This window comes from Myxococcus sp. NMCA1 (genome assembly GCF_026810205.1).
Lineage (GTDB): Bacteria > Myxococcota > Myxococcia > Myxococcales > Myxococcaceae > Myxococcus > Myxococcus xanthus_A.
On record NZ_CP113950.1, the window covers coordinates 6,075,255 to 6,098,244 of the forward strand.

Consider the following 22,990-nt stretch of genomic DNA (forward strand, 5'->3'; position numbering starts at 1 on the left):
CGCAACTGTCACTCCAGCGCATCGACAAACCATGCGAATCCAATCCGGTGGCCGCACTGGAAGCCAAGCAGAAGTTGCGTCCAAGGCTCGACGAAATCAATCATCTGATTGCGCGTGTCGATCTGGCACCTGAGCACCATGTTGAATTTTACGACTCGGGGGCCGGTGGCCTACTCATCATGGAACGCGGGCCCGTTGAAAATGGACATATCTTGCGTGACGAGGATGTTGCAGGTCGCTCCGCCGTCGACCTCTATCGTCGGCTTACGGGAGGCTCGACACCGCCAGAAGCATTGGTCAGGGCAGAATCGCTCAGTGGGGCGCATGATGGCTCCCATGTCATGCCTGCGCGAGATGAGGTTGTTGGCAACCCAGAATCTTCAGAGGGCTTTGCCCCGGATGTCACCCAGTCGTGGACGGGGGCCGATGGCCAACAATGGTGGCGCATGGGGATCCTGGGTCTTTTTTGCAGGAGAATCGGTGCAGTACTGGCAGCACAGTGCTAGCTATTGGGCATGCCCTTGGTACGAGGCATGCGGCGTTCAGGAGTACTACATTCGACGACATCGATTGGATGTCTTGGATGCGGACGGAGACGGGTATCACTTCAGTCGCGCCTTCAAGAGCAATTGCAACTGAATATCGTGTGACAATGCCCCCTGACGTCCGCAACTGCTGATCCCATTGAGGCTGCGTTCCTTGATGCCAGATTGGCTCTCGTAGCGTTGCTACGTTGCCCCTGAGCAAGGCCACGTGAAACTCCAGCGCGCCGCATGCTCGACTGGGACTACCCCGGTTCCGTGGGGTCCGCCCCGAAAGCAGCGGCGCGCGATGTCCCTCCTGCAAGACGCCCAGCGATACGCCGCATCGTACCTATATCCGGCGCCCAGCCGAACTGCCATCGGCCGGGCGCTCCGTTCAGCTCCAACTGCGCGTGCGTCGCTTCTCCTGTCCAAACACGAAGTGCACTCATCGCACTTTCGCGGAGCGTCTGCCCGGTCTGCTCGCCCCACGTGCCCGGCGCACGTCACGAAGCTCAAACTCCAGAAGCGCCAGATGTACGGCCTCGCCCGCTTCGACTTGCTGCGCCGTCGCGTGCTGCTCGCCGCTTAATCCGACGCCTCACATCAAGTGCGGGAGAGCCACGAAATCGGGGCAACCCCAGGTTCAAGCAAGTGGCGCGAAGCGCTCTTCCTGCAAGGTCCGTCCAGAAAAGCGAAGGGCCCGAAATCGGTGGAGAATCTCCACAACGTTCCGGGCCCTTGTCTCTGCTCACAGCGATAGCTTCGAACCTGCGGCCTTTGGCTCCGGAGGCCACCGGCCTCACGGGGCCATGGGTGTGGCCTGCGTCGTCGCCGTCGGCCCCTGCCCCGCGCGGTTGTCCGCACGAATGGTGAACGTGTAGGTCGTCCCGTTCACCAAGCCCTCCATGAGCCGCGACAGGTCGTTCGGGCTCACATAGAAGGTGTCCGTTTCGCCCACTGCGGGATCGACCGTCACCACGTACCGCGAGATACGCCCCCCATTCAATGGAGGCTCCGTCCACGACAGAAGCACCGTGCCGTCGCCTGGCGTGGCGGTGAAGTTCCCCGGCATCCCCGGCGCGGGATATGGCGTGGCCTGATCCTGAGTCGAATAATCACTCATCCCAGCCTCATTCCGGCTGTGGACCACGAGCAAATAGAGCACTCCGTTCCGAAGCCCCGTCGCAACGAAGCGCGTATCCGTGTTCGTTTCAGTCCGGGTCGAGGCGCCGCCAACCACACCCATGATCTCGACGCGGTAACCGATGAGGGGGCAGCCCCCGGTCTCCACCGGCGCGAGCCAGGTGAGGGTGAGCTGCCCATCCCCGGGCGCGGCCATCAACGTCGTCGGCGCTCCTGGCAGGCCACAGGGCCGCTGCGCCTCGAACTCCGCGGGCGCCCCCTCTCCCTGCGCATTGATCGCGATGACGACGACGCGATACGGCGTGCCCGTGGACAGGTTCCTGAACCAGTGCAAGGTCTCCGTCGTATCGGCGGTCTGGACCACCGAGTCCCCCTCCCGCAGGACCAGCCGGTACCCGGTAATGGGGCTGCCGCCCGTGTCCCCTGGCTCCCAGCCGAACGCCAGCGCGGTCGCGGTCCGGTTGTGCACCCACAACCGGGGCGCGCCAGGGACGGACACCGGCGTCACCGCGACCGGCGCGGACTCCGGCCCCGCAACCACCGCGTTGGCAGCCGCCACGGTGACTTGATAGTCGGTGCCGTTGATGAGTCCTGAAACGGCGGCGTGCAGCTCCGTTGATGCCTGTGTCGCTACCACCGTCTCTCCCTGCCGGACGGTGACGGTGTAGCCGGTGATGGGCATGTCCGTCGCCTCGGGAGGGCTCCAGGCCACATTGGCACTGCGGTCTCCCGGCGTCGCGGTGACCTCGCGCGGTGCTCCCGGAATCACGCGGGGCGTGACGGCCTCGGAAGGCGCGGACGCGGGCCCTTCGCCCTGCGCATTGATGGCCACGACGACCAGCGTGTACGTCTCACCGTTGGTCAGCCCCGTGAGCGTGAGCGAGGTGCTCGTCCCTTCCAGGGTGTGGGCGACAACGCCGTTGCGCAGGGCACGAACCTCGTAGCGCTGAATGGGGCTGTCGCCCGCATCTTCTGGCGCCGACCAGGTCGCGGTGACCAGGGAGTCACCTGGTGTGGCCGACACGGAGCGAGGCGCTCCTGGCACACCCGAAGGCGTTGGTTCACTCTCTCCCCCACACGCCGCCAACCCCACCAGGAGCAGCAGACACCAGGATTTCAACGGGATACGGCGCATCACACTCACCTCGCTCCATGACTCCAGCAACGAGTCCCCCCGGGGACTTCGCCACCTGACGAATGAGCGCGGACTCTAGTAGAGCCCATGCGCCATGAAGATTGGGTGAAGCCGGACACCGCGTGTAGCCCGCAGGACGGGTGCAGCGTGCCTGGAAGTCTCCGCCCCTCGCGGGAAAGACAAAGGCCCGGAACCGGCGGGATGAATCCCTCGGTTCCGGGCCCTGTCCCTGCGCGCGATGCAGGATTCGAACCTGCGGCCTTTGGCTCCGGAGGCCAAACGTACCAGACTGGTCTGTTAGGGTGCGGTTGGGTTTCATTGGTATCCGCTGTGTTTGTTTGGGTTTGCTACGGGGCCCGCTGGGGAACTTTTGGGTTCTGCTGGTTCGCTTCGGGTGCTTCCTGCTGCGTCAGGTGGGCAATAGGTGGGCGCTTACGGAGCGCGCTCCACCCCGTTGGCGCCCCGTCCGGCATTAGAACCGCTATCGAATGCGCGGTTGATGTGGCGCTGCTGCACGTCCATGTCAGTCGCGTGGTAGTGGTTCGACGTGGTCTTGAGGTCGGCGTGGTCGACCTGGAGCTGCGCCGCCCGCACGTTGCCCGTCGTGTCGATGATTCGAGTGATGAGGCTGGACCGCAGAATCTTGAAGCTGATGGGCATCGCAATGGGATGGACCCACAACATGAAGCTGCACCGCGGGCACTCCACGGACCTGCCGCTCTTCGACGTCTCTTCGTAGCGACACGTCGTCCGTCGGCAGGTCCGCGTGTATCCGCTGACGAGCCCAGCTGCTCGCACCGCAGCCTTGAACCGTGCGTCAGGGCTCGACTTGGGCAGCGGGCCGCCATGGTCGTAGGAGAAGACGAAGTCGCCACGCCTCCGCGCCCACATCTTCTTGAGATATGGCACCAGCACGTCAGGGATCGCGGCAGGCCTGGGAGGCGTCCGGCGCTGACGCGCGCCAATTCGCTTCGCGCGCGGAGCCTCGACGATGCCCCGCTTCCAGTTGATGTGTGGCCACTGCAACTTCCGCAGCTCGCAGTAGCGGAGCCCCAGGTGAGCGCCCACCCAAATGAGGTCAGCCAGCCACTGCACCTTCGCAGAGTCCCGGAGCTTCTCAATCTGTGGCCACGAGAGCGCTTGGGGAGCTGGTGTCGGAACAGCAATGGACTCCACCTCCTCCACCGGGTTCCGGCCGACCAGCCTTTCCCTGAGGGCCCATTTAAAGAACGCAGACAGCGTCATCCGGAGATGCCGGCGAGTCTGCTGCGAATAACCCTCTGTCCGCTTCGCCGCGATGAGCGCCTCAATCATCGACGCGGACACCTGGCTGACTGATGTCTGCCCGAATTCCGGGAGGATGTGGAGCCGCCACCGAGACTCCGTGGCGGCGTAGCCTTCCTGGTGACAGAGCGTCACCAAATAGCGAGGCCCACAGGACCCCATCAGCTCCTCCGACGGCTCGACTTCAAGGTTCCGCCGGATACGCCAGTTGCGCGACTCAAGGTCCTCCGCGTTGCGCCGCGCCTCCGTGCGGGTCCGGCCGGGGACAGGGACTTCGCGCTTCACGCCCGAGGCGTCTTTCACGAGGGCAGTGAATTTCTTCCTGCCCTTCTTTTTGCGGATGCCGGCCACGCTTAGTGCCCTCGCCCCTTCACGGGCACGGCAACCGGCTTGCCCACAAGCCACTTCGCGACGGTGTCCGGGTCGAAATACAGGCAGCCGCCCCGCTTGGTGTGCGGCAATGCGCCGGAGGCGACGTGAGTGTAGACCCAATCCTTGGAGCGCCCGCAGTACGCCGCGACGTGCTCAACATTCCAGTGGTCAGGGGGCAGCTCGGAACGCGGCACCGCCTCGCGCTTTGTGCGCTTGGCGCGCGAGGCAGGCGCCACCTGCTCGTTGCTCAATCCCTGGTTTTCGCTATCGCTCAAGATGACCCTCCCCCGCTACAGCACTGAACATAACATCAGATACGCCGGCAAGCTGGCGCATGGCACCTCGTGCACGGGCCGATGCACGAGCGCTGCCAATGTCTTGAAGGAAGCCGCGCCAGGAGCGTCCCGCAGCGCCGCCATCTGTCACCCTAATGAAACACACGTTATGTTTCAATACGGCGACGCTGATTTTCCTTGACGCCCCAGCGACACGAAACATGCCTGTCGCCGGATACATGATTCCGGCTTCTGTCCCGAGTGACGCGATTTCACTCTGAGACACCGCAACGCACTCACTACGATTGCCATTTAATGGCAACGAATGTCCGGCGTTTGGGATTACCGTCCGACAACAGGACGGCGCAGTGCCGTCTCCGGCGCTCTCAACGTCACAGCCTGTTGTCGGTCGGCGGTCCACGCAACGCCCCAGAGAAAGACGGTGGGCACGCGCACGTCGACTAGGTCCGTGCGCGCGCCACCGGAGCGTCCGCCCCCAGCATCTGCCTGGGTTGCCCAACGCTCTAAGGTCGTGCCGCCGAGGCGGCTTGTGGGAGTCTCGCTGCTAGTCGTCAGCGAGGCACTGCGATGCTGCAAGTTGCACTATGGGTCCGACCTGTGGCGGCCGTCAAGTCCTGCTACCGCCAGATGCTGGTCGGAATCACGGCTTCGCTCGGGTCCTTCGCCACGGGGACCCAGCACTTCCCTGTGCCCGGCTTCTCGGCGGCCTTTGGGGGGCAGGGCGGACGGTCCTCAAGTGCGTACCAGCACCCCCCGTTGAGGTTAACGCTCCTGCCAGTGCAGGGCGCAGTGGCCTGATTCGGGTACGGGTCCTTTGGTACCACCAGGCGCTTCTCGATACGCAGCGGAGCAGGCGTTGAGGCGCCGTGGACCACGTCAGCCCATGCAAGGTCATCGGGCTGAGCAGCCACGTAGACGATGTCCTCGTTCCGAGGCACGCGCGCCCCGTCGATCTCGGACGGCAAGAGCCACGCAGCGAGTCCGGCAACAGCTGCGGCGGCAGCCATCGAGCGGAGTCCGTGCCGGCGGACGAACCGCGCTGCCGGTGCAGTGGTGGCGACAACCGGCGGCACCTCGACGGTAACGTGTGCAGGGGCCGCAGATTCCGCGGCAGCCGCCGGCATCACGTGCCCCGCCTGCCCCAGCGGCACCGGGGACAGCAAATCCTCGAGCACGCCGGGCTGCTGCCCCGCCACCTCCAGTGTCTCCCGCGCATCCCGCATCGCCATCAGCACATCTCTCCTGACGGCCGCCAGGTCTGCAGGGACTGAGGGCAGCGCGAGCCGGAGCCCGATGTAGCCCGGCTCAATGCGCAGGCGGAGCCGGCTCGCGAATCGGCCACGCCGCTTGCGCATGAGCACGAGCTCCGGCTGCTCCGTCTCGCTGTGCCGGGCCCGGTAGACTTCGCCGAGGTACCGACTCAGCCATTTCAGTGCCTTCAGCCGTTGGCCGAAACGGTACGGCCCAGCGCCGTCCGCGCGTACCGACGTACCACGCGCTGCTCCATTCATTGCACGGGCCTCCCCGGCCAACTCGCCCAGCACACGGCCGGGCTTGCGGACTGTACCGCTATTACACGACCTAGCGTCCGGCCTTCTTCGGCGACGGCTTCTTCGTCTTCGCGGGCGGGTCGTCCTCGTCGTCCTCTCGCGCCAGGTCGGCGGCCGAGACGGGGATTTCTCCGTGCTCCTTCTCGAAGTTCTCGACGAGCCGCACTGCCCCCGAGATGGCAACGTCGTTCATCGCCACCTTCCGCTTCGTGTAAGGGGACTTCGCGCCCCGCGCCCGCTCCACCCTGGCGATGTGCTTCAGCTTCAGCAGAAGCCACGCGGGGAAGCGGAAGTTGTGGGGCTTCATCTCATCCAGCGGGTTCTCGGCCTCAAAAACAGGCATCGCCCTCTCCCTTGTCTTCTGCGCAGCGACACGCATGTCCGCCACCTCCATATGTGGGACGACGTGCGAAGGCAACAGTGCCGGCGCGCCATCCCGCCACCACCTACGCGCCACCCATAGCACACCATTTATAGATGCGCATTCATCGCCACTTGATTTCGCTACAGTTCACCGCTACTGTGCATCTCGTAGGACGGCGGACGGTACGGGGCTCCCGGGAGGGAGAGGGGCGATGGGCTGGTGCGACCCCGCAGTGAAGGGGAAGGACGCCGAGGCACGCAGGACACAGGGGGCAGCGATGACGGCGGACGAGACGGAGCAGGTGGTGGAAGAAGCGCTGGAGCGGTGGCGGAACCCGCCCCCGCTCACCGCGGACGAGAAGCGGCAGGCTCGAGCTGCCGAGGAACTGCTGGAGCTCATCGGCGACGACGACGACTGAGTGGCCCGGCCCCGCGCACACCGCGGGGCCCGCCCGCCGGAGCGCATCCGGACTCTCACCCCACTTCGAGTTGCAGGAGGCGTCCATGACGCTGCTGGCGGAGCTTCGCCTTGTCGTAGACAACCAAGAGGACCCGGGCCCCTGGGCGAGGCGTGCGCTGCTGACGCTCGAGTCCCGCGCCGAGGCAGCCGGCGTGCGCACCTGGATGGTGGAGCGCGCGGTGTACGGCACGCTCCTCCTGGTCGCCACGGTGGCCCAGCACCACGCGACGCTGGGCGCGGCCCCCCTGCCCTCGGCGCTGGCCCAGGTGGCCGGCCTGTCCGTGTCCCTGGTGGCGCTGCTGGTGGGTGACGAGCTGGACTCGATTTCCGACCGCGAGCGGGAGCGGGCCGAGGCTGAGGGCCGCGAGCCAGTACGCGTCGAGTGCTCCCCGCGCGCCGCCCAGCTCCGGGCGCTCCTCCCCTGGCTGGGACTCGCCGGCCTGGCCCTGGCCTTCGGGTGGATGGGCCTCCTCGGCTTCGGCTGGCGCGTCGTCAAGCCCGTGTGGCGCCGCTGGTACCGCACGCACCGCCCGCTGGGCCGTGAGGTGGCGCGATGAGCACCACGCCGACGCCCACGGACTCGTCGCTGCAGGCCGCCTACGCCCGGGTGCGTAACTCCATCGAGGACCAAGGCCACGGGCGCTGGTGCGGCAAGCGCGAGCGGAAGGACTGCGACTGCGATCTCGCCCCCATCCTCGCGGCGCTCGACCACCTCAACGCAGTCGCACAAGGTGGTGCGCGATGACGGCCGTGGGCGAGTTGGGCACCGTGGCCAAAAAGCTGCGGCGGTTGGAGAAGTGGTGGAGGCCGTCCGAAGTGGGCGGCATTCAGCAGTGCCTGGAGGAGTCCGACGCCCTCCCCGAGCGCAAAGCCCAGGCCCGCGAGGCTCTGCGCGCGGCGCAAGACGAGCTGGCGATGCTTCGCCCCAACGGCACGCCCAGCACGCAGTCTCGCTGGCGGGAGTTGCAGGGCACGGTGACGGCGCAGGCCAAAGTGCTGCGCGAGCTGGACACCGAGGAGAGCGCGCTGCTGACGGCGCTCTCCGCCGAGTTGTGGCACGCGCGGACGCGCGGGTGGAACGAGGGCGTGGAGCGCATTAACGCGATGGAGCATGGGCCCCACTGACGTCAGACCCCCGAAGTACAGTGATTGTCATTGGACCTTGGGGGTTCATTGCGATTCATCGACGCCTGTCACGCATTCACGGAGGACCCGGAGCGCGCGTGGGTGTTGTGCGAACTGCGCCACGGACACGAGGGGCGCCACCGCGCCGGTGACATCGAGTGGGACGACGAGGCCGACGACGTAGAGGCTGAGTTGAGGGAGCTACTTCGCCGCGCCGAACAGGCAGCCGGTGAGACATACGAGTGAGAGGGTTTTACCAATGACGTCAGTAACGGCAGGACTCGTTTATCACCCCCCGGCTGAGCCTCTGCGAAAGCTGAGCCTCGTGCGGAAGCTTGCAGAGGTGATGGGGTCAGTCGGCCATGTTCCGAAGTCCGGGCGTAACAACTTCCACAAATACGACTACGCCACGGAGGCGGACATCGTCGCGGCTGTTCGCACGGGGATGGCGGACCGCGCCCTCATGCTCATCCCCACCGTCGTGGACACGAAGTGGTCCCCTCCGGAGCGTCAGAAGGACCGCCTCGTCACGCTGACCGTCCGCTTCACGCTGCATGACGGAGAGAGTGGGGAGGCGCTGTCCTTCGAGGTGTTGGGCGAGGGCCAGGACCCGGGCGACAAGGCGACGTACAAGGCCCTCACGGGCGCGACGAAGTACGCCCTGCTCAAGCTCTTCTTGATTCCCACGGGAGACGACCCAGAGCAGGACGACGCGAACCCGCGCGGCGGGCAGCAGAACCAGCAGCGGACCGGCCAGCAGGGGCAACAACGTGGCGCGCAACAGAGCCAGTCGCGCAACCGGCAGCAGCCCGAGCAAGCCCCCCAGGGGCAACAGCGAGGCGGGCAGCAGAGCCAGCCACGGAACGACCAGCAGCCCCAGCAGCCCCCCCAGGAGAAGCAGGGTTCCGCGCAGCAGGGCAAGCCGACCCTGGTTGCGGAGCAGGGCGAGCGCCGCGCCACCTCCCCTACCCCTCGCGACTCACGCCCGCCTGAACAGGCGAGCCGCACTGAGCCACCCGCCGGGACCGCGCCCACGGATGCCATCGGCTTCGGCAAACACAAGGCAGTGCGGCGCACGGAGGCCGCTACCGAAGTCCTCGTCGAGGCCGCGGCAGAGGGCGAGGCCATGCTCAAGCGGCAGCCCAACATCTTCAATGCTCCGGCGCTGAGAGCCTCGCTTGATGCCATTCGCGACGAGTTGGCGCTCCGTCAGAAGGGGCCGGTTGGGACGAGCGCACCGCAGACGGCCACAGCGGCAAAGTGCGGTTTTGGTCCGTGGAAGGGGAAGGCCATCTCCTTGATGTCGGACGAGGAGCTGGGTGCGGCCGTGGACATGGCCAACGAGAAGCTGCTGGAGGAGCCCAAGGCGCAGTGGGCGTCGGCGATGGAGGCCAACCGGGAGTTGCTGCTCGCAGAGATTTCCCGGCGCGGAATGCTTGCGGTCCAGAACGGACGCGAGCCGGGCTCTGACGGTTGAGCATCACCGCGCGGACGGAGTTGCGGCCCCAACTCCCCGCGCACACGCCGCCCCCATCAGGCGGCATCCCGCGCCCACACGGGCGGGACCTTCTCGTGGTGACGGGCGGGCCAACGCCTCTCGGCGGTGGGCCGATCTACCCCGCCCTCCACCACACCCGCCGCGGATAGGCCGCGGCGGTGCAGTCCTCACGGCGTGACGTAGACGCCCGCGGTGCCCGGCCGGGAACCACCCCCTGCCTGGCCGGTCCACCGCACCTTTTCCATGCAGCACCAGGAGGCAGCACATGAAGGCAGGCCAGTGGTGTGTCACGAAGGACAACGACGACTGGATGGAAGCGCCCGCGTTCGACACGCGCGAGGAGGCTGTCGCTGGCGCGGCACAGGCGCTGGAGCTTGGCCCCGGGAGCACGTTCTGGGTGGGGTGCGCGTACCCGGCCGCGTCCGCCCTGAGCGCGGAGCTTGTCGTGGACGCGCTCGACTCGCACGCGGTGGACGAAGCGCCGGACGGCGCCGACGGATACGACATCTCCGATGAGTCCAGGCACGAGTTGGACACGCTGCTCAAGGCATGGGCGGAGAAGCACGGCGTCCGGCCGCTCTGGTTCGACATCCTAGACACGGAAGAGCGCACGGTCGCCCCCGCGTAGAACCCAGAGCACCCGCCCGGGAGTCCCCTCCTGGGCCGCGTGACGGGCACGACACGCCCGTCCCAAGCCGCACCCCACGCAGCAATCACAACCACGGAGCAACCAATGCGACTCCACATCGCAACGCTACTCGTCTGTCTGCTAGGCCCCCTTGCTGTCGTCGGCTGCTCGTCGTCCCCAAAGCTCTGGCGCCCACATGGCTTCGCCAGTCCGCCGGGTGTCCCCTCGGATGTGTGGGACGTGTGCGCCAATTCGATGTTGAGCGACACGAGCCGAATCATCACCGGCCCCTCGCACGAGGCGGGCTTTCAATCCATGAAGCCGTTCGAGCAGGACTGCGTGCGCGCCGAGTACCTGCGCTCGTGCCTCGCCGAGGCATACCAGTTGGAGCGCGCGCAGGGCCCAAGGCTGCGCCCCAACGCCGTGAGCTGGAGCGCGGACTGGAAGGACACCTTGGATGACGCCGTTGACAAGTACTGCGACGACGAAGGCGGCGGCACGCCCGGCGTCCGCGGCCTGGTCCGAGTACTCAACGAGAAGGCCGAGGGAAGCGGTCGCCGCTGCGTCCCCTGCACCGTCCACTGACGCGCCGCTCTGACTCCACTGCTCGGGCGGGTGACGCCCCGAGCTCCGCCGCGGAGCAGCAGCGCACTCCCCTCGACCTGCCGGCGCACCTCCGGCCCGCGGCCTCGGCTCACGCCGACGCAGCAGCACACCCGCAGTCCAAGGAGCACCCCACACGTATGTTTCCCCGATTCCTCGCAGTGCTCGCCGTAGCTCTCGCCAGCGTTCCCGCGTTGGCCCAGCAGTCCACGCTGTACGAGGGCGGCAAGGTGTTCACCGCCCGCGACGACCGGCCCTTCGTTGAGGCGTTCGTGGTGCGTGGTGGCAAGGTGGCCGCCACCGGCAACTCGGCCGACCTGCGGATGCTGTTCCCCGCCGCGAGGCGGGTGGACCTGAAGGGGATGACGGTCGTCCCCACCTTGAGTGACTCGCACGCCCACGTGGCGCAGCTCACGGACGAGCGGTTCATTGTCGGTCCGCACCCCTCCACCTGGGCGCCCGACGGCGGCCCCACCGTTCAGCAGTGGGTGAGTTGGATTGCGGACCGTGCAGCGCAAGTGCCCGACGGAACGCCCATCGTCGGGTACTACGGCCGCCAGCTTTATTCGGACCTGAACGCCATGGGCGTCACGGCCCGCGACCTCCTGGATGGCATCACCACGCGCCACCCCGTTGTCCTGCTGGAGTGGAGCGGTCATGCGAGCGCATCCAATTCCGCAGCCCTCGAAGCCGCAGACATCCGCGACTACCAGCCCGACCCCTTTGGCGGGTGGAGTGGGCGCGATGACACCGGGCGGTTGACGGGCGTCCTTCAGGAGTACGCCATTCTCCCGCTGGTCCGGTACCTGAGCCGGATGGTCCCGGATGCGCACTACGTCTCGCAATATGGCGGCTGGGTCGCCGGCGGGGAGTCGGTCGGCGTGGGCGAGACGCACGACTACATCTTCGTCGACGAGGACGAGCGCTTCGCGCCGGTCATCCAGCAGCTCTCGCGGCCGGATGCCATCGTCCCGCACTGCATCATCACGCGGGCTGGGAAGCTGTGTGCGCCAGGTCCGGACGGCATCATCCGCAGGAAGGTCTTCAGCGACGGGACGCAGGTAGCGTGCAGCGCCTACGTCACCGCGGCCTACCTTCGCCCGGAGTGGTGCCCCACCAGCTTCGATGTGAACGCAGGCTACGGCATCAAGAACCTGACCGACGCCCAGATGGACTGGGCCATCGACGACACGCTCCAGCGCGGAGGCATGCTCAGCGTCCACGCCATCGGTGACGCGGGCATCAATCACATTCTCTCGCGGCTGGAGGCTCGGCCCGGCGTCGACTGGAGGGGCCGCATCAGCATCGAGCACTTCAACGTGACGGGCCCTGGGCAGGTGAAGCGCGCGAAGCGGCTCAAGGTGGCCATCAGCGGCATGGGCACCCACCAGTTCCTCATCCCCAGCATGATGCACGAGCAGCACCCGGGACACCTGCACACTCACGCGCTGAAGCTCCGGTCCCTGCTGACGCCGGAGATGGACGATGACGGGGTGACGGTGCTGGAGCCCCTGACGCTGGCTCTCGGCTCGGACGCCTTCGGCCCCCATGCCCCGACCCCGTGGCTGGACGCGATGTTCCTGGTGACGGCGCCGTTCAACCCCACCGAAGCCCTGACGATGGAGCAGGTGGTGCGGGCATACACCCGGGGCACCGCAGAGGCTCGGCTCCGCGAGGACATCGGTGTGCTCGCCGCTGGGAAGCGGGCCAACTTCGCCGTGCTCTCCCAGGACGTCTTCACCGTGACGCCGGACAAGCTCCCGATGACCGGCTCGGTTCTCACGGTGATTGACGGCGCCGTGCGGTGGAACACGGACGTGCTGGACCTGTCCGCGCCCTGAGCCCTCCCCCTCGCAGGTGACGTGAGCGCGGGCGGTGCTGCCCAGGCCGCCCGCGCTGTCTCCCCCAACCCGTAGTCTTGGAGTGCTGACGATGCGCTGGATGTTGTTGATGCTGGTTGTGATGGCCGGGTGCGCGAGCCCGAAGCCCAGCAGGTTCACCGACGCGCAGAACCGCCGGGCGCAGGCCTCGATGGACTGCTTCGACGCGTCCGAGGAGCAGGTCGCCCGCGGTGACTACGCCGGCTGGTCCTCCGGTGAGACGACGTGCCTCCAGCGCCTGGTGGCGGCCGACTGCGCCAGCAGGGAGTGGGCGAAGGACGGGGACCACCAGTCCTCTGAGGCGTCCGCGCGCTACCAGTCCCGCGTCCTCGATGACTGCGGCGCCGACCTCACCGAGCGGGTCCGCGCCGCCTTCGAGGCCGGGCTCTGAGCTTCACGGGGCTGGGTGCCTCGCCGCGCCCAGCCCCTGCTGTCCCTTCACCGCTGCACCCGAGGTGCCCTTGTCCACCGACCACGAGGTGACAACCAAGAGCTGGCGAGACGACCCGCGCTTCCGGAAAGAATGCGGCTGCATCCAACACACCGTGCCGTGTTGGCTCTGGATGGACCGGATGGACCGCGAGCGCGTGCGCGATCACCTCGTCCTCGTGCGGAAGGCAGAGGATGCGTTTCGCGCCTCGCCGTCGTACCTCACTCGTCAGCATTTGCTGACGGCTGTCGCCGGCATGGGCACCCTCGACCAGGCTCGCCTACGCGAGAAGCGCCAGCACATGCAGCGTCTGGGTATCACCGAGATTCCCCCAGACCTGCTGGCTCAGGTTGATCTGGAGTGGAGCACTCCGCGTCCCACTCCACCCCAGCCACCCTCAACGACTGCGCCGCCTACTGCGCCTGTCGACATGGAGCACCTGCGCAGCCGCATCCGCGAAACAGCCCTGGCGCTTGAGATGGCCCAGGGCCCGGCGGAGCGGGAACGCCTACGCAGCGAACTACTTGCACTCGACCAGCAGGCCCGCGCCCAGCGGCCTGCCCCTGACGATTCTAAGCCCCGAGGTGCCCGATGACGTGCGACCCGAAGCTGCTGACGAAGGAAGAACTGGACCAGGCGACGTACGAATCCACGAGCGGGGACAGCGCCCAGCACGACTGGCTGGAGACGTGGCGCGTCCCCATTTTCGGCCACATCGCCGCGCTGGAGCGTGAGGCGGACAAGGTGCCGGAGTTGGTGCGCGTGGCCGAGGCGCACGGGTGGAACGGGGTGGACAACGCAAAGCGCCTGGCCACGTTCCTCGACAACGAACTGAGCGCCCTCGCCAAGCTCCGCGCCCAGCAGCCCCCGCCCGAGGAGGTGGCGCGGCTGACAAAGGTTGAGCAGCAGGCGCACGCCGACAGGTACGCGATTCATGGCGTGTTGACGTGGAGCGGTCATTGGCCGCTTGGCATCGAGAAGGTGAAGCCAAGCCGTCACGTCAAGGCTGTATTGGAGCGACTGGAGAAGGCGGAGGCTGAGAATGCCCGCCTCGTCGCCCAGGCCGCGCGGGTGCCGGGGCTGGAGACGCGCATCACGGAATTGGAGGCGTCGGAAGCTGAGGCGAAGGCCGAGTTTGACCGGGGCGAATGGGTGGGAGCCGCTGGCTACCGGGAACTGCTGGAGCGATTCCAAACCGCCGAGTCCGAGCGCGACGCGGCCAAGAAGGAGGCGACAGCCGCGGCATCGCGCGAGCGCGAGTCACTGGCCCGTGCTTCGCTGGCGGAGTCAGATCGAGACATTGCCAAGGGCGAGGCAGAGGTTTTGCGCGAGCAACTCAAGGAGGCGCGGAAGGACGCAAAGGAAGCAATTGCCGAGTATCAACACCTCCACGAGCGCGTGGCCACGCTGGAGGACGAGCGGGTCGCGTCTGATGCGAGCCACCGAGATACCGAACGCGCGCTGGCGGCCCAGCGTGACACCTTGGAAGGGTGTCTGGAGGGAGCGAAGGCCCGGGAGGATGCCGTCCGTGAGCGCGCCGACACCGCCGAGGCCCGCGTGCGGGACATGCGCGCGGCCCTCGCGGATGCGGAGCGCGACCTGCGCATCGCGGACCGGGACGACACCTGGGCCGGGGTGAGGGAGGTCCAGAAAGCGCTGGAGGCCATCCTGCTCCAGGGTCCGCTGCCCTCCCACCCCGCGCCCTCCACCGGGACGGATGGAACGTGGCTGCACCCGAGGCAGGTCTACGGGCTTCTCCGGAAGGGGCAGGCCGATTGGACAGGGATGCCCAACGACTACCAGCACGGCTACACGCACGGCGTACTGGACGAGCGTTGCGGGGACGCCCCTCGGTTCCACGCCCAGGACGTGGTCCAGCAGTCCCCCACCCCGCCGCCCGGGCTGCTGGACCTGCTGAGCGACTTCCTGACCACCATGGCCGCGACGCCGCGCAACCCGTACCCGACTGAGGACGACCCGCGCGCGGCGGGCTGGGCGGACGCACTGGCCGCCATGCGCGAGGGGGCCAACGCCCTGACTGGCGCGCTCAACGCGGCCCGTGCCTCTCGCCTGTCTGCGCCGCCCAGGCTGCTGGAAGGAACCGATGACCGAGGACAAGCGGAGGCGGGCCCGGGACGGGCTCAAGGCGCGGATGAAGCGGCTCGCGAAGGCGCGGACGTGCCCGAAGTGCAAGCGCAAGGCAGCCGTGACACGGCACCAGCTCGACCCGTGGACAGCGGTGCGTCGGTGCCGATGGTGCAAGTGGGAGGCTCCGGCGGAGACGTGACGCCGCCCGGACTGCTGAAGGCGGTGGTGGAAAAGTACGCCGAGGGGCAGACGCGGCTCGCGGACGAAGCGGAGGCGAAGTCGGAGCGCGAGGACGACTCCCACTACGCCGATGCATGCAACCGGGAGGGGCGTGCCGCCGGAGCTCGCGAGGTGCTGCCCCTCCTCCTCGCTGCCTTCGACACCTCCCTGACGGCCACGGTTCAGCACGGGCTGCTGGCGGCGGTGGTCCCTTTCGTCGCGATGGCCTACCTCATCGGCCGCGTGGCGGACCTCCGGCGCTACGACGAGTCGCATGTGCTGGTCACGCTGTACGCCGATGACGGGCGCGTGGCGAAGGTCACGATTGGCGACTTCCGCCGCCTCCGCGACGCCTTCGATGCCGCGAGGGGCGAGTCGTTGGCTCCCCCTCTGTATGCGGTCAAACGCGCAGTGGCGGCAATGCCAAACGGCCCCGACCGCCACGCGCTTCTGGCGACGCTGGGCGGCCTGGACGCCACGTCCCACTGCGACGCGGGGAAGGGCGCGACTCCGGCCCTTGAATCCGGCCTGGCCGAGGAGCGCGGAGACACGCTGGAGGTGCTGGCGGACCTGCTCGACTGCGCCATGGACCGGGATGCCCTGGTTGCCGCCACGACGGCCGCGCAAGAGGACGCCGAGGCGTGGCGTCGGATGCACCGCCTGCTGGAGGACGCGCGCGCTGTGGAGGGAGTATTCTGGGCCGCACTGCGCGAAGCGGACCCGACGCTGGACCTGGACGGCAAGGCGCGGACGGCCGTCGAAGAGGCGCTCGCGAAGGCCATCCGATGGGCTGCGAACATCGACGGTGCGTCCGACGGAGAGTACCCCGCCGCCGACGACGACACGCCCCCGTCCGGGCCGGGAGGTGGGGAGTCCCCCTCCCGTGACGACGTGCTCAACGCCTTCGCCGTGGAGGCGGACCCCACGGGCGTGCTGGAGCGCTACCAGCGCGAGCACCCTGCCCTCGCCCAGGAACTGGCGGAGTTGGCCCGCGCCCTGGCCCAGCCCCTGGTGGAGCAGGAGGGCCCGCTGCCCGCCGACGACGAGGCGCTCATCGACGAGGCGTGGAAGCGGCACGCCGCCATCGGCACTCCATCCCGCGCCCGCATCGCCCCGACGCCCACGGCGGAGGTGCCGGCGCTCACGGCTGGCGCCGAGCCCGTCGACACGGGCGCTCTGCTGGAGCTGGACGGTGTGCGCTTCCTGTCCGATGGCACGCCGCAACTCAACGACGGCGGAACGTGGCGCCCGGCCGTCGACTTCCTCCGCCTGGACGTGCAGACGCTGACGAACATCGGTCGCGCGCTCGCCGACGCCCTGCGCACCCTCGACATCACCGGCCGGGCGACGTCCCAGGCCGTCCTCCACGCCGCGCGGCTCGGCGCCGAGGAGATGCGAGGGCAGGTGCAGGAACTGCTTCGCTCGCTGGCCGGTGACGAGAACATCACCGCGACCGGCAAGATGTGGCTCGTCCGGGCCGAGGTCGACGTCCGCGCCCTGCCCCTCCTCGGGAAGGCGGTGCGCCGTGGGTAAGTACGCCGCCGGCACGAAGGTGGCCGTCTCCAAGACGGAGGCCGAAATCAAGGACCTGCTCCGCAGCCGCGGGGCCACCCGCACCGCATTTGCCGAGGAAGAGGGCCGCGCGGTGGTGCTCTTCGACCTGCAGGACAGGCGCGTGAAGTTCACCATGCCCCTGCCCCTCCCCGTCCACCGCAACTTCACCCACGACAGGCGCGGGAAGCAGCGGCCCCAGGCCGCCGCCACCCGCGCATGGCAGCAGGCCTGCCGCGAGAAGTGGCGGGCTCTCTACCTCACCATGAAGGCCAAGTTCGTCAGCGTGGACAACCAGGTGGAGACGTTCGAGGAGGCATTCCTCGCGCACATCGTCACGCCCAGTGGGAAGACGGTGGGGCAGCACGCCTTGCCCGCTGTTGCCGAGGCGTACCGAACGGGCACCATGCCGCCGCTGCTGCCAGCCGGGGAGGTGGACCGTGGCTGAGACCGCCATCGAGTGGACGGACGTCGTCTGGAACGTCACCAAGGGCTGCAGCCGGAAGTCTCCCGGGTGTGGAGGTGGCACCTCGGGCCCGCGGAAGGGTGGTTGCTACGCGGAGCGGATGGCCATCCGCCTGGCCGGGCCAGGGCAGCCGTATGAGGGACTCGTGGAATCCACACCGACCGGTCCCCGGTGGACTGGCAAGGTGGTGCTCGACGAAGAGCTGCTCGACGCGCCCCTGCGCTGGAAGAAGCCGCGCCGGGTGTTCGTCAACAGCATGAGCGACCTCTTCCACGAGTCGCTGTCCTTCGAGACCATCGACCGCGTCTTCGCGACGATGCGATTGGCCGAGAGGCACACCTTCCAGGTGCTGACGAAGCGCGCGGACCGGATGCGCGAGTACGTGGAGTGGGCCCGCGCCCGGTCCATCGTCGAAGGGCTGGAAGTCGTGCCCGGCAGGCCCATCACCTGGGAGCGCGCGCACCCCAACGTGTGGCTGGGCGTGTCCGTGGAGGACCAGCGCCGCGCCGACGAGCGCATCCCCCACCTTCTGGCGACGCCCGCGGCCGTGCGGTTCCTGTCGTGTGAGCCGCTCCTCGGGCCCGTGGACTTGGAGCGCTACCTCAAGCCCACCCTGCACACGACGGGCGGCGAGCGACTCCAGCATCCCGACCCTCGCATCCCGAGCGAAGGCGGCCGGTGGGAATGGGGCGTATCCTGGGTCATCACCGGCGGCGAATCGGGCCCCGGTGCACGCCCCATGCACCCTGAATGGGCGCGTCGCCTGCGGGACCAGTGTGTCTCGGCTGGGGTGCCCTTCTTCTTCAAGCAGTGGGGAGCGTGGGCTGTCAGGGACTACCTCGTCCACGGCGACATACCGAAGGAGCCCGTCATGCGTCTCGGTGAACACGGCCGGGACACGCGCGACCTCGCCAACGTCCTGGACGCAGGCGCCGAGGTGTACATGCAGTGCGTCGGGAAGAAAGCCGCCGGCCGCGTCCTAGACGGGCGCACCTGGGACGAGTTCCCCGGGGAGGTGGCCAGTGGCTGAGCCGACCGTCTACCAGTACCGGCTGCGCACCCCGGAGGGCTATTGGCTCGCGGACGTCGTCATGCGCAGCGACGGCTACTTCTCCACCGTGTCCGACTGGGGGAACTACGCCTTCCGCTGGACGAACCCGGGCTGTGAGTTCCGCGCCTTCGTCGCACGCCTGGAGAAGGACCCCGGCTACGTGTGCAGCAAGCTCGGGCGCAGCGACTGGTGGGATGGCAAGAGAACGTTAAAGGCCATCCGCGAGCACATCATCGAGTATCGCCGCGACGGCTCGTACTCGAAGGAGGAGGCGAAGGAGGCGTGGGAGTCCGTCGTGAAGGCGCTCGGCTGCTGGCACCGCCGCGACGCGCGCTCCATTGACGAGATTGACATTGGCCAGTTCGCGGTGTGGTGCGCCGGCACTGAGGTCGAAATGCCATACGAGTTCGCTCGGAACGACTACCCGCCCGACGTGCGGAGCTTCGCCCGCGAGGTGATGCCAGTCCTGGCCGCCGCCATCCGCGAGCAGCTCAAGGCCGAGGCCGCCGCAGTCCCTGCGACGGGAAGCGAGGCGGCCCATGGCTGAGAGCACTTCCCCGTTCACCATCAAGAGCGCAGCGCCCAGGAAGACGCGCATCCGCGACCTCGTCAACGTCTACAGCAAGGCGTCATGCCGGGTGTGGCTCACGCTGGACCGTCGCACGTTGGAGTTGGTGGAGGCCGATTCGCTGGGCAAGCCGATGGACGTGGGCACCCCTCCTGAGTGGCTGACCTACGAGTTGGAGCAGGACGGCTGGGACAACCTGGTGGACTACCCCTATCGCGAGGCGGAGCGCGTCGGGTGGGCACTGGCGCGCGGCATCGCGCCTGGCCAACCCTTCCTCGTCGAGGTGGACCCGCCTGTGCACAGCAATCACTGGACGGACTGTGGCTACGAGTACGACACGGACTACAGCTCCGAGCTCGTCCGCGTGACGCCGCTGCCACCGGAGGACGTGGCCAGGCGCTGGGAGGTGTGGCTGTGGTGGGCGGCGCTGGACTGCGACGCGCGCGAGCGCGCCGCCGCAGCCCAGAAGGCGACGACGGAGGCACAGCGCGCGCTCGCACTCGCGGACCCGTCCGCGCTCTTCATCACCTCTGACGTCTACTTCGGCCCCCGCGATTCCATCGACTACATGCCGAGCGGCCTTCGCATCTACCTCAACAGCGCCCACCTTGGCCGGGGTGGCGGCGTGCTCGTGTCCGGCGAGGACGACAGGGGCGACCCGGGCAAGGCATGGGCCATGTTGCTGGAGCGCGCGGCCACGGTGCTGCCCAGCGTGCGGCCCGACTATCTCCGTGCGCTGCCGTGGCACCGTCCGCATATCAACCGGGAGGAGGTGCGCAGTGGACTGGACTGATGAGTCGCACCGAAGCCCCTGCGCGAAGTGTCCGTACCGCAAGGACGCGCCCCTTCGCCTGTGGCACCGGGACCACTTCCGGAAGCTGCTGCGCGACGATGAGAACGAGGTCGGCGGCCCGCTCTACGGTTGCCACAACGACGGCAAACGCCCGCGGGATGAGGTGCGCCCTTGCGTCGGCTGGCTGCTGGACCAGCGCCGCCGGGGCACGCCTTCGATTCAACTCCGTCTCGCGCTCGCGGGGAACAAGGTGGCGCAGGACATGTATTCGCGAATCAGCAACGCGGGGCTCAGGCTGTACGCGTCCATCCAGTCGATGTGCCGCGCCAACGGAGTGCGACGCAACGGAGGTGTCAGGTGAGCGCGCGCCCCATCGAGGTGACGGTGCTATCCGCCGTGGGCGAGCCCCTCGGCACGTGGACGGGTACGCCCACCAACGCCCTCTGGCGGGCCACGCGCCAGACGCCGCGACTCACCGTGTCTGGTGCCACGCGGCCGTGCGAGCGCCACGGCGAGGGCTGGGCGCTCCGACTCCGCGAAGGGGAGCGCCCGCCCAAGAACAACGGGAGGGCCCGCTGATGAGCGCCCCCCTCGGAGGCTCGTACCGGTACACGCGTGAGGGGCGCGGCGTGTTCCACTTCCCCCTCGCGCGGCCGTGGACCTGGGCCCTCACCCACCACGGCATGTGGTCGGTGTTCGTGGCGGACGTCGAGCCCGCCCGCCAAGGAGTCCCTGCCCGGCGCCACCCGCTGCACCCGCCCGCCGAGCTCATGGGCTGCTGGCTGGCCATCTACGCGACGCGGGAGTACGACGCCGAAGCGGTCCGCTGGCTGCGCGCAGCCCATGGCTTGGAGGTGCCCGCCGGTGACGTGCTGCCGGCCGACAGCTACGTGGCGGTGGCCCGGCTCGCCGAGGTGTCCACGGTGGGCAATGACTACCGGGCATTCGGCCGCGACCCGTGGTGGGCGCCGCGCAACGCACCGTTCTGTCGGGGCACCATCGCATGGTGGCTGGAGGAGATTCAGTACGTGGAGCCGCTGCCGTCCGCGCCCGCGAAGCGCCTGGCGCCAGTGGACCCGGGGCTGGTGCCGGAACTGCGCGAGCGGATGCGCTTGGCTCGGGACAAGCTGTGGCGCCCGGAGGTGTACGCGGTACCGGCATCCCTTCCCATCCCCCCGCCAGCGCGGGTGGAGGAACCAGTCCCGGCTCCGCCCCCTCAGCCGCCCATCCTCCCGGCACCGCCGCCGCGAGCCATCATCGACGACAGGCCGGTACCGCCCATGCTCGCCGAGCCGGAGCAGCTCGGCCTGTTCGGCGAGGCGCCCCGGCGCGAGGAGTCCACCACCAGCACGCCCCTCATGCAGGAAGCCCCACCGGCGGAAGCCGTGTCCGAGGCAGCCACACACCAGGACGTCCTGGACACCCTGCACCAACTGCAGCCGCACTGTCGCACGCCGCCAGCGGTGCTGATGGAGGGCGCTCGGCGCGTCCGGGCGCTCCTCTCGGACGGCAAACCGCACGAGTGGCGCGAGCTGTGGGCGGCGGCCACCATCGACCCGGCACGGGGCAGCCTCGCCTATCGGGTGACGGAGACGCTCGCCGTGCACGGCCCGCTGCTCCCCTGGAGGGTGCGCACCACCGGCACCTGTAAGAGCGACGGCTATGCGTGGTTCACGCTCGCGGAGGACGTCTCGTGCTCCGCCACACCCTGACGCACGCGCTTGAGTCTCTGCGCCACCGGGTGGCCGCGGGCTCGCCCAGCCTGACGGCGGCGCTCCGCTACGTGCAGCTGTCGGACAGGGCCCGCGTCGAGTTGGACAAGCTGCTCGACGCCACTCGCTTTGAGGTGCCGTGCGAGCAACTCGCGTCCCCCTTCGCCGGCCGCGAGGGCCAGGTGCCCACGCGCCAGTTCGTGAACTGGGTGGAGGCCAAGAAGGCCGTCTCCCACTGCGAGGGGCCGCGTTCCGCCGGAGGCCTCGGGCTCAAGGGCTGGGAAGACGTGGGCGGGCTGACGCGCCTGGAGGCGGTGGGCCTGCTGACGATGGCCCTGGAGCGGCTGGAGCGCACGCCAGAGGTGGGCGCAGGTCCGCTGTTCCCAGGTCTGACATCGTCGAGGCGCTAACCGGCCACGCGCTCCTCACGGGTGCCCACCTTGCACAACGTCACCTCCCGCCTGCTGTAGTACACGATGCCGGCGTAGTAGGTGCCATGCCCACAACAGACCTTCGCGGTTTCCACCTCGACGGCAGAGCGCGGAGTTCTCCACCGCTTCATGTTCGCATCGTGATGGCGCCCCGCCTCATGGGCAATCACCCGCACCTGCGCTTCAACATGCTCGCGGGTGGTTGGCGAGAGGGACTCGAAGTGCTTCTGCACTTCATCGCTCATAGCGATGCCGTATGCAGCCACGTCATTCATTTGATGTTCCTTGGCTCGCCCTGGGCACGAGCGCCCGTGGGCTGAGCCAATACACATATAGGCCAGCTCCTCGACGTGCAAATCCGTCTGTCTTTCCTCGAAACCGGAGGAAACAGGCGGAGAGGTTCAGCCGCACACCGAGTGAGAACCGGCCACGCTACCCCTCCAGCACCAGCCAGTCGCCGCGGCAGGTGGAGCACTCACGCCTGGTGAGTCCTGGCACGGCCACCACTGTGGTGATGCGCGCCTCATAGGGCGAGCACTTCCCGCAGCCCTCCGCCATGGTGCGCACCGGAAGCGTGTGCTCGTGCGGCGGCAGGCGGAGCATCTTGAGCCACTCCTCCACCCAAGCTGCGCTCACCTTGAGGTCCAGCGTGTGCTCCGGGCCCTCCACCACCAGGTTGTGCTGGAGCGCCAGCCAGTACAGGCGGAACAGGTCCGTGACGCCCTTGAGCGCCGGCCCGTGGGCTGCTGCCTCGCGACCCAACTGCTCCAGGTGCTGCTTCAGCTGCTCGCGTGTCACGGCCGCGGAGAGTGCCACGGGG

29 protein-coding genes and 1 tRNA gene are annotated in these 22,990 nt (G+C 68.2%); 22 read left to right on the forward strand and 8 right to left on the reverse strand.

Annotated elements, in window-relative coordinates; genetic code table 11:
• Positions 1-47 precede the first annotated feature (47 nt).
• Together OZ403_RS24785 and OZ403_RS39805 are read left to right on the forward strand one after the other, a co-directional pair.
• Positions 48-506, forward strand: a complete 459-nt coding sequence (locus OZ403_RS24785) for a hypothetical protein (RefSeq protein WP_268781877.1) — start codon at positions 48-50, stop codon at positions 504-506.
• A gap of 371 nt (positions 507-877) precedes the next feature.
• Complete coding sequence (locus OZ403_RS39805) at positions 878-1,405, forward strand: hypothetical protein (protein WP_442929823.1); 528 nt, start codon at positions 878-880, stop codon at positions 1,403-1,405.
• Here OZ403_RS39805 and OZ403_RS24795 read toward each other — a convergent pair.
• From OZ403_RS24795 to OZ403_RS24820, 6 genes are all read right to left on the reverse strand, one after another.
• Entirely contained in the window at positions 1,324-2,691 is a 1,368-nt protein-coding gene (locus OZ403_RS24795; protein ID WP_268781878.1) for a fibronectin type III domain-containing protein, read from the reverse strand. The genes OZ403_RS39805 and OZ403_RS24795 overlap by 82 nt on opposite strands.
• A 346-nt stretch (positions 2,692-3,037) precedes the next feature.
• Positions 3,038-3,098: transfer RNA gene (locus tag OZ403_RS24800), tRNA-Arg, on the reverse strand.
• Positions 3,099-3,234: 136 nt separating this feature from the next.
• On the reverse strand, positions 3,235-4,389 hold the full coding sequence (locus tag OZ403_RS24805; protein ID WP_268781879.1) for a tyrosine-type recombinase/integrase: 1,155 nt from the start codon (positions 4,387-4,389) through the stop codon (positions 3,235-3,237).
• Between the two features lie 50 nt (positions 4,390-4,439).
• The gene (locus OZ403_RS24810) at positions 4,440-4,733 is read right to left on the reverse strand and encodes a helix-turn-helix domain-containing protein (RefSeq protein WP_268781880.1); all 294 of its coding nucleotides are present in this window, start codon (positions 4,731-4,733) and stop codon (positions 4,440-4,442) included.
• 638 nt (positions 4,734-5,371) lie between these two features.
• Complete coding sequence (locus OZ403_RS24815; RefSeq protein ID WP_268781881.1) at positions 5,372-6,265, reverse strand: hypothetical protein; 894 nt, start codon at positions 6,263-6,265, stop codon at positions 5,372-5,374.
• A 70-nt stretch (positions 6,266-6,335) separates the two neighbouring features.
• Positions 6,336-6,647, reverse strand: coding sequence for a hypothetical protein (locus tag OZ403_RS24820; protein ID WP_268781882.1), 312 nt, complete (start codon positions 6,645-6,647; stop codon positions 6,336-6,338).
• 232 nt (positions 6,648-6,879) lie between these two features.
• Here OZ403_RS24820 and OZ403_RS24825 point away from each other — a divergent pair, with 232 nt between their 5' ends.
• The 20 genes from OZ403_RS24825 to OZ403_RS24920 all read left to right on the forward strand — a co-directional run bounded on the left by OZ403_RS24825 (position 6,880) and on the right by OZ403_RS24920 (position 22,149).
• On the forward strand, positions 6,880-7,086 hold the full coding sequence (locus tag OZ403_RS24825; RefSeq protein WP_268781883.1) for a hypothetical protein: 207 nt from the start codon (positions 6,880-6,882) through the stop codon (positions 7,084-7,086).
• A gap of 85 nt (positions 7,087-7,171) precedes the next feature.
• Complete coding sequence (locus OZ403_RS24830; protein ID WP_268781884.1) at positions 7,172-7,684, forward strand: hypothetical protein; 513 nt, start codon at positions 7,172-7,174, stop codon at positions 7,682-7,684.
• Positions 7,681-7,872 carry a hypothetical protein gene (locus tag OZ403_RS24835; protein ID WP_268781885.1) on the forward strand — a complete coding sequence of 64 codons (192 nt, stop codon included), beginning with the start codon at positions 7,681-7,683 and terminating at the stop codon, positions 7,870-7,872. Before OZ403_RS24830 ends, OZ403_RS24835 begins: the two co-directional genes overlap by 4 nt.
• The gene (locus OZ403_RS24840) at positions 7,869-8,252 is read left to right on the forward strand and encodes a hypothetical protein (RefSeq protein ID WP_268781886.1); all 384 of its coding nucleotides are present in this window, start codon (positions 7,869-7,871) and stop codon (positions 8,250-8,252) included. Before OZ403_RS24835 ends, OZ403_RS24840 begins: the two co-directional genes overlap by 4 nt.
• Before the next feature lie 48 nt (positions 8,253-8,300).
• Positions 8,301-8,498: a hypothetical protein gene (locus tag OZ403_RS24845; protein WP_268781887.1), complete on the forward strand. Its 198-nt coding sequence runs from the start codon at positions 8,301-8,303 to the stop codon at positions 8,496-8,498.
• A 100-nt stretch (positions 8,499-8,598) separates the two neighbouring features.
• Positions 8,599-9,729 carry an ERF family protein gene (locus tag OZ403_RS24850; RefSeq protein WP_268784903.1) on the forward strand — a complete coding sequence of 377 codons (1,131 nt, stop codon included), beginning with the start codon at positions 8,599-8,601 and terminating at the stop codon, positions 9,727-9,729.
• Between the two features lie 286 nt (positions 9,730-10,015).
• A complete protein-coding gene (locus OZ403_RS24855) occupies positions 10,016-10,378 on the forward strand; it encodes a hypothetical protein (RefSeq protein WP_268781888.1) in 363 nt (120 codons plus the stop codon).
• Positions 10,379-10,693: 315 nt separating this feature from the next.
• A complete protein-coding gene (locus tag OZ403_RS24860; protein WP_268781889.1) occupies positions 10,694-10,963 on the forward strand; it encodes a hypothetical protein in 270 nt (89 codons plus the stop codon).
• 158 nt (positions 10,964-11,121) lie between these two features.
• Positions 11,122-12,822 carry an amidohydrolase gene (locus OZ403_RS24865; protein WP_268781890.1) on the forward strand — a complete coding sequence of 567 codons (1,701 nt, stop codon included), beginning with the start codon at positions 11,122-11,124 and terminating at the stop codon, positions 12,820-12,822.
• Between the two features lie 91 nt (positions 12,823-12,913).
• A complete protein-coding gene (locus OZ403_RS24870; RefSeq protein WP_268781891.1) occupies positions 12,914-13,252 on the forward strand; it encodes a hypothetical protein in 339 nt (112 codons plus the stop codon).
• 181 nt (positions 13,253-13,433) lie between these two features.
• Positions 13,434-13,886 (forward strand): hypothetical protein, encoded by a 453-nt coding sequence (locus tag OZ403_RS24875; protein ID WP_268781892.1) that lies wholly within the window; start codon positions 13,434-13,436, stop codon positions 13,884-13,886.
• Complete coding sequence (locus OZ403_RS24880; protein ID WP_268781893.1) at positions 13,883-17,131, forward strand: hypothetical protein; 3,249 nt, start codon at positions 13,883-13,885, stop codon at positions 17,129-17,131. The genes OZ403_RS24875 and OZ403_RS24880 overlap by 4 nt, the downstream gene beginning before the upstream one ends.
• Entirely contained in the window at positions 17,124-17,597 is a 474-nt protein-coding gene (locus OZ403_RS24885) for a hypothetical protein (protein WP_268781894.1), read from the forward strand. Before OZ403_RS24880 ends, OZ403_RS24885 begins: the two co-directional genes overlap by 8 nt.
• The gene (locus OZ403_RS24890; protein ID WP_268781895.1) at positions 17,590-18,645 is read left to right on the forward strand and encodes a phage Gp37/Gp68 family protein; all 1,056 of its coding nucleotides are present in this window, start codon (positions 17,590-17,592) and stop codon (positions 18,643-18,645) included. Before OZ403_RS24885 ends, OZ403_RS24890 begins: the two co-directional genes overlap by 8 nt.
• On the forward strand, positions 18,638-19,213 hold the full coding sequence (locus OZ403_RS24895; protein ID WP_268781896.1) for a hypothetical protein: 576 nt from the start codon (positions 18,638-18,640) through the stop codon (positions 19,211-19,213). Before OZ403_RS24890 ends, OZ403_RS24895 begins: the two co-directional genes overlap by 8 nt.
• Positions 19,206-20,027 (forward strand): hypothetical protein, encoded by an 822-nt coding sequence (locus tag OZ403_RS24900; RefSeq protein ID WP_268781897.1) that lies wholly within the window; start codon positions 19,206-19,208, stop codon positions 20,025-20,027. The genes OZ403_RS24895 and OZ403_RS24900 overlap by 8 nt, the downstream gene beginning before the upstream one ends.
• Positions 20,014-20,388 carry a DUF6283 family protein gene (locus OZ403_RS24905; RefSeq protein WP_268781898.1) on the forward strand — a complete coding sequence of 125 codons (375 nt, stop codon included), beginning with the start codon at positions 20,014-20,016 and terminating at the stop codon, positions 20,386-20,388. Before OZ403_RS24900 ends, OZ403_RS24905 begins: the two co-directional genes overlap by 14 nt.
• The gene (locus tag OZ403_RS24910) at positions 20,385-20,606 is read left to right on the forward strand and encodes a hypothetical protein (RefSeq protein WP_268781899.1); all 222 of its coding nucleotides are present in this window, start codon (positions 20,385-20,387) and stop codon (positions 20,604-20,606) included. The genes OZ403_RS24905 and OZ403_RS24910 overlap by 4 nt, the downstream gene beginning before the upstream one ends.
• On the forward strand, positions 20,606-21,739 hold the full coding sequence (locus OZ403_RS24915; protein WP_268781900.1) for a hypothetical protein: 1,134 nt from the start codon (positions 20,606-20,608) through the stop codon (positions 21,737-21,739). Before OZ403_RS24910 ends, OZ403_RS24915 begins: the two co-directional genes overlap by 1 nt.
• On the forward strand, positions 21,721-22,149 hold the full coding sequence (locus OZ403_RS24920) for a hypothetical protein (RefSeq protein WP_268781901.1): 429 nt from the start codon (positions 21,721-21,723) through the stop codon (positions 22,147-22,149). The genes OZ403_RS24915 and OZ403_RS24920 overlap by 19 nt, the downstream gene beginning before the upstream one ends.
• Here OZ403_RS24920 and OZ403_RS24925 read toward each other — a convergent pair.
• Together OZ403_RS24925 and OZ403_RS24930 are read right to left on the reverse strand one after the other, a co-directional pair.
• Entirely contained in the window at positions 22,146-22,445 is a 300-nt protein-coding gene (locus tag OZ403_RS24925) for a hypothetical protein (RefSeq protein ID WP_268781902.1), read from the reverse strand. The two genes, OZ403_RS24920 and OZ403_RS24925, sit on opposite strands and share 4 nt — an antisense overlap.
• A 157-nt stretch (positions 22,446-22,602) precedes the next feature.
• The gene (locus OZ403_RS24930) at positions 22,603-22,968 is read right to left on the reverse strand and encodes a hypothetical protein (protein WP_268781903.1); all 366 of its coding nucleotides are present in this window, start codon (positions 22,966-22,968) and stop codon (positions 22,603-22,605) included.
• Between the last annotated feature and the right edge of the window lie 22 nt (positions 22,969-22,990).

Coding starts and splice junctions, on each gene's coding strand:
- OZ403_RS24815 (WP_268781881.1), bottom strand. CDS start 6,265: ATGAATGGAGCAGCGCGTGGTACGTCGGTACGCGCGGACGGCGCTGGG.
- OZ403_RS24820 (WP_268781882.1), bottom strand. CDS start 6,647: ATGCCTGTTTTTGAGGCCGAGAACCCGCTGGATGAGATGAAGCCCCAC.
- OZ403_RS24825 (WP_268781883.1), top strand. CDS start 6,880: ATGGGCTGGTGCGACCCCGCAGTGAAGGGGAAGGACGCCGAGGCACGC.
- OZ403_RS24830 (WP_268781884.1), top strand. CDS start 7,172: ATGACGCTGCTGGCGGAGCTTCGCCTTGTCGTAGACAACCAAGAGGAC.
- OZ403_RS24835 (WP_268781885.1), top strand. CDS start 7,681: ATGAGCACCACGCCGACGCCCACGGACTCGTCGCTGCAGGCCGCCTAC.
- OZ403_RS24840 (WP_268781886.1), top strand. CDS start 7,869: ATGACGGCCGTGGGCGAGTTGGGCACCGTGGCCAAAAAGCTGCGGCGG.
- OZ403_RS24850 (WP_268784903.1), top strand. CDS start 8,599: ATGGGGTCAGTCGGCCATGTTCCGAAGTCCGGGCGTAACAACTTCCAC.
- OZ403_RS24855 (WP_268781888.1), top strand. CDS start 10,016: ATGAAGGCAGGCCAGTGGTGTGTCACGAAGGACAACGACGACTGGATG.
- OZ403_RS24860 (WP_268781889.1), top strand. CDS start 10,694: ATGAAGCCGTTCGAGCAGGACTGCGTGCGCGCCGAGTACCTGCGCTCG.
- OZ403_RS24865 (WP_268781890.1), top strand. CDS start 11,122: ATGTTTCCCCGATTCCTCGCAGTGCTCGCCGTAGCTCTCGCCAGCGTT.
- OZ403_RS24870 (WP_268781891.1), top strand. CDS start 12,914: ATGCGCTGGATGTTGTTGATGCTGGTTGTGATGGCCGGGTGCGCGAGC.
- OZ403_RS24875 (WP_268781892.1), top strand. CDS start 13,434: ATGGACCGCGAGCGCGTGCGCGATCACCTCGTCCTCGTGCGGAAGGCA.
- OZ403_RS24880 (WP_268781893.1), top strand. CDS start 13,883: ATGACGTGCGACCCGAAGCTGCTGACGAAGGAAGAACTGGACCAGGCG.
- OZ403_RS24900 (WP_268781897.1), top strand. CDS start 19,206: ATGGCTGAGAGCACTTCCCCGTTCACCATCAAGAGCGCAGCGCCCAGG.
- OZ403_RS24915 (WP_268781900.1), top strand. CDS start 20,606: ATGAGCGCCCCCCTCGGAGGCTCGTACCGGTACACGCGTGAGGGGCGC.
- OZ403_RS24925 (WP_268781902.1), bottom strand. CDS start 22,445: ATGAATGACGTGGCTGCATACGGCATCGCTATGAGCGATGAAGTGCAG.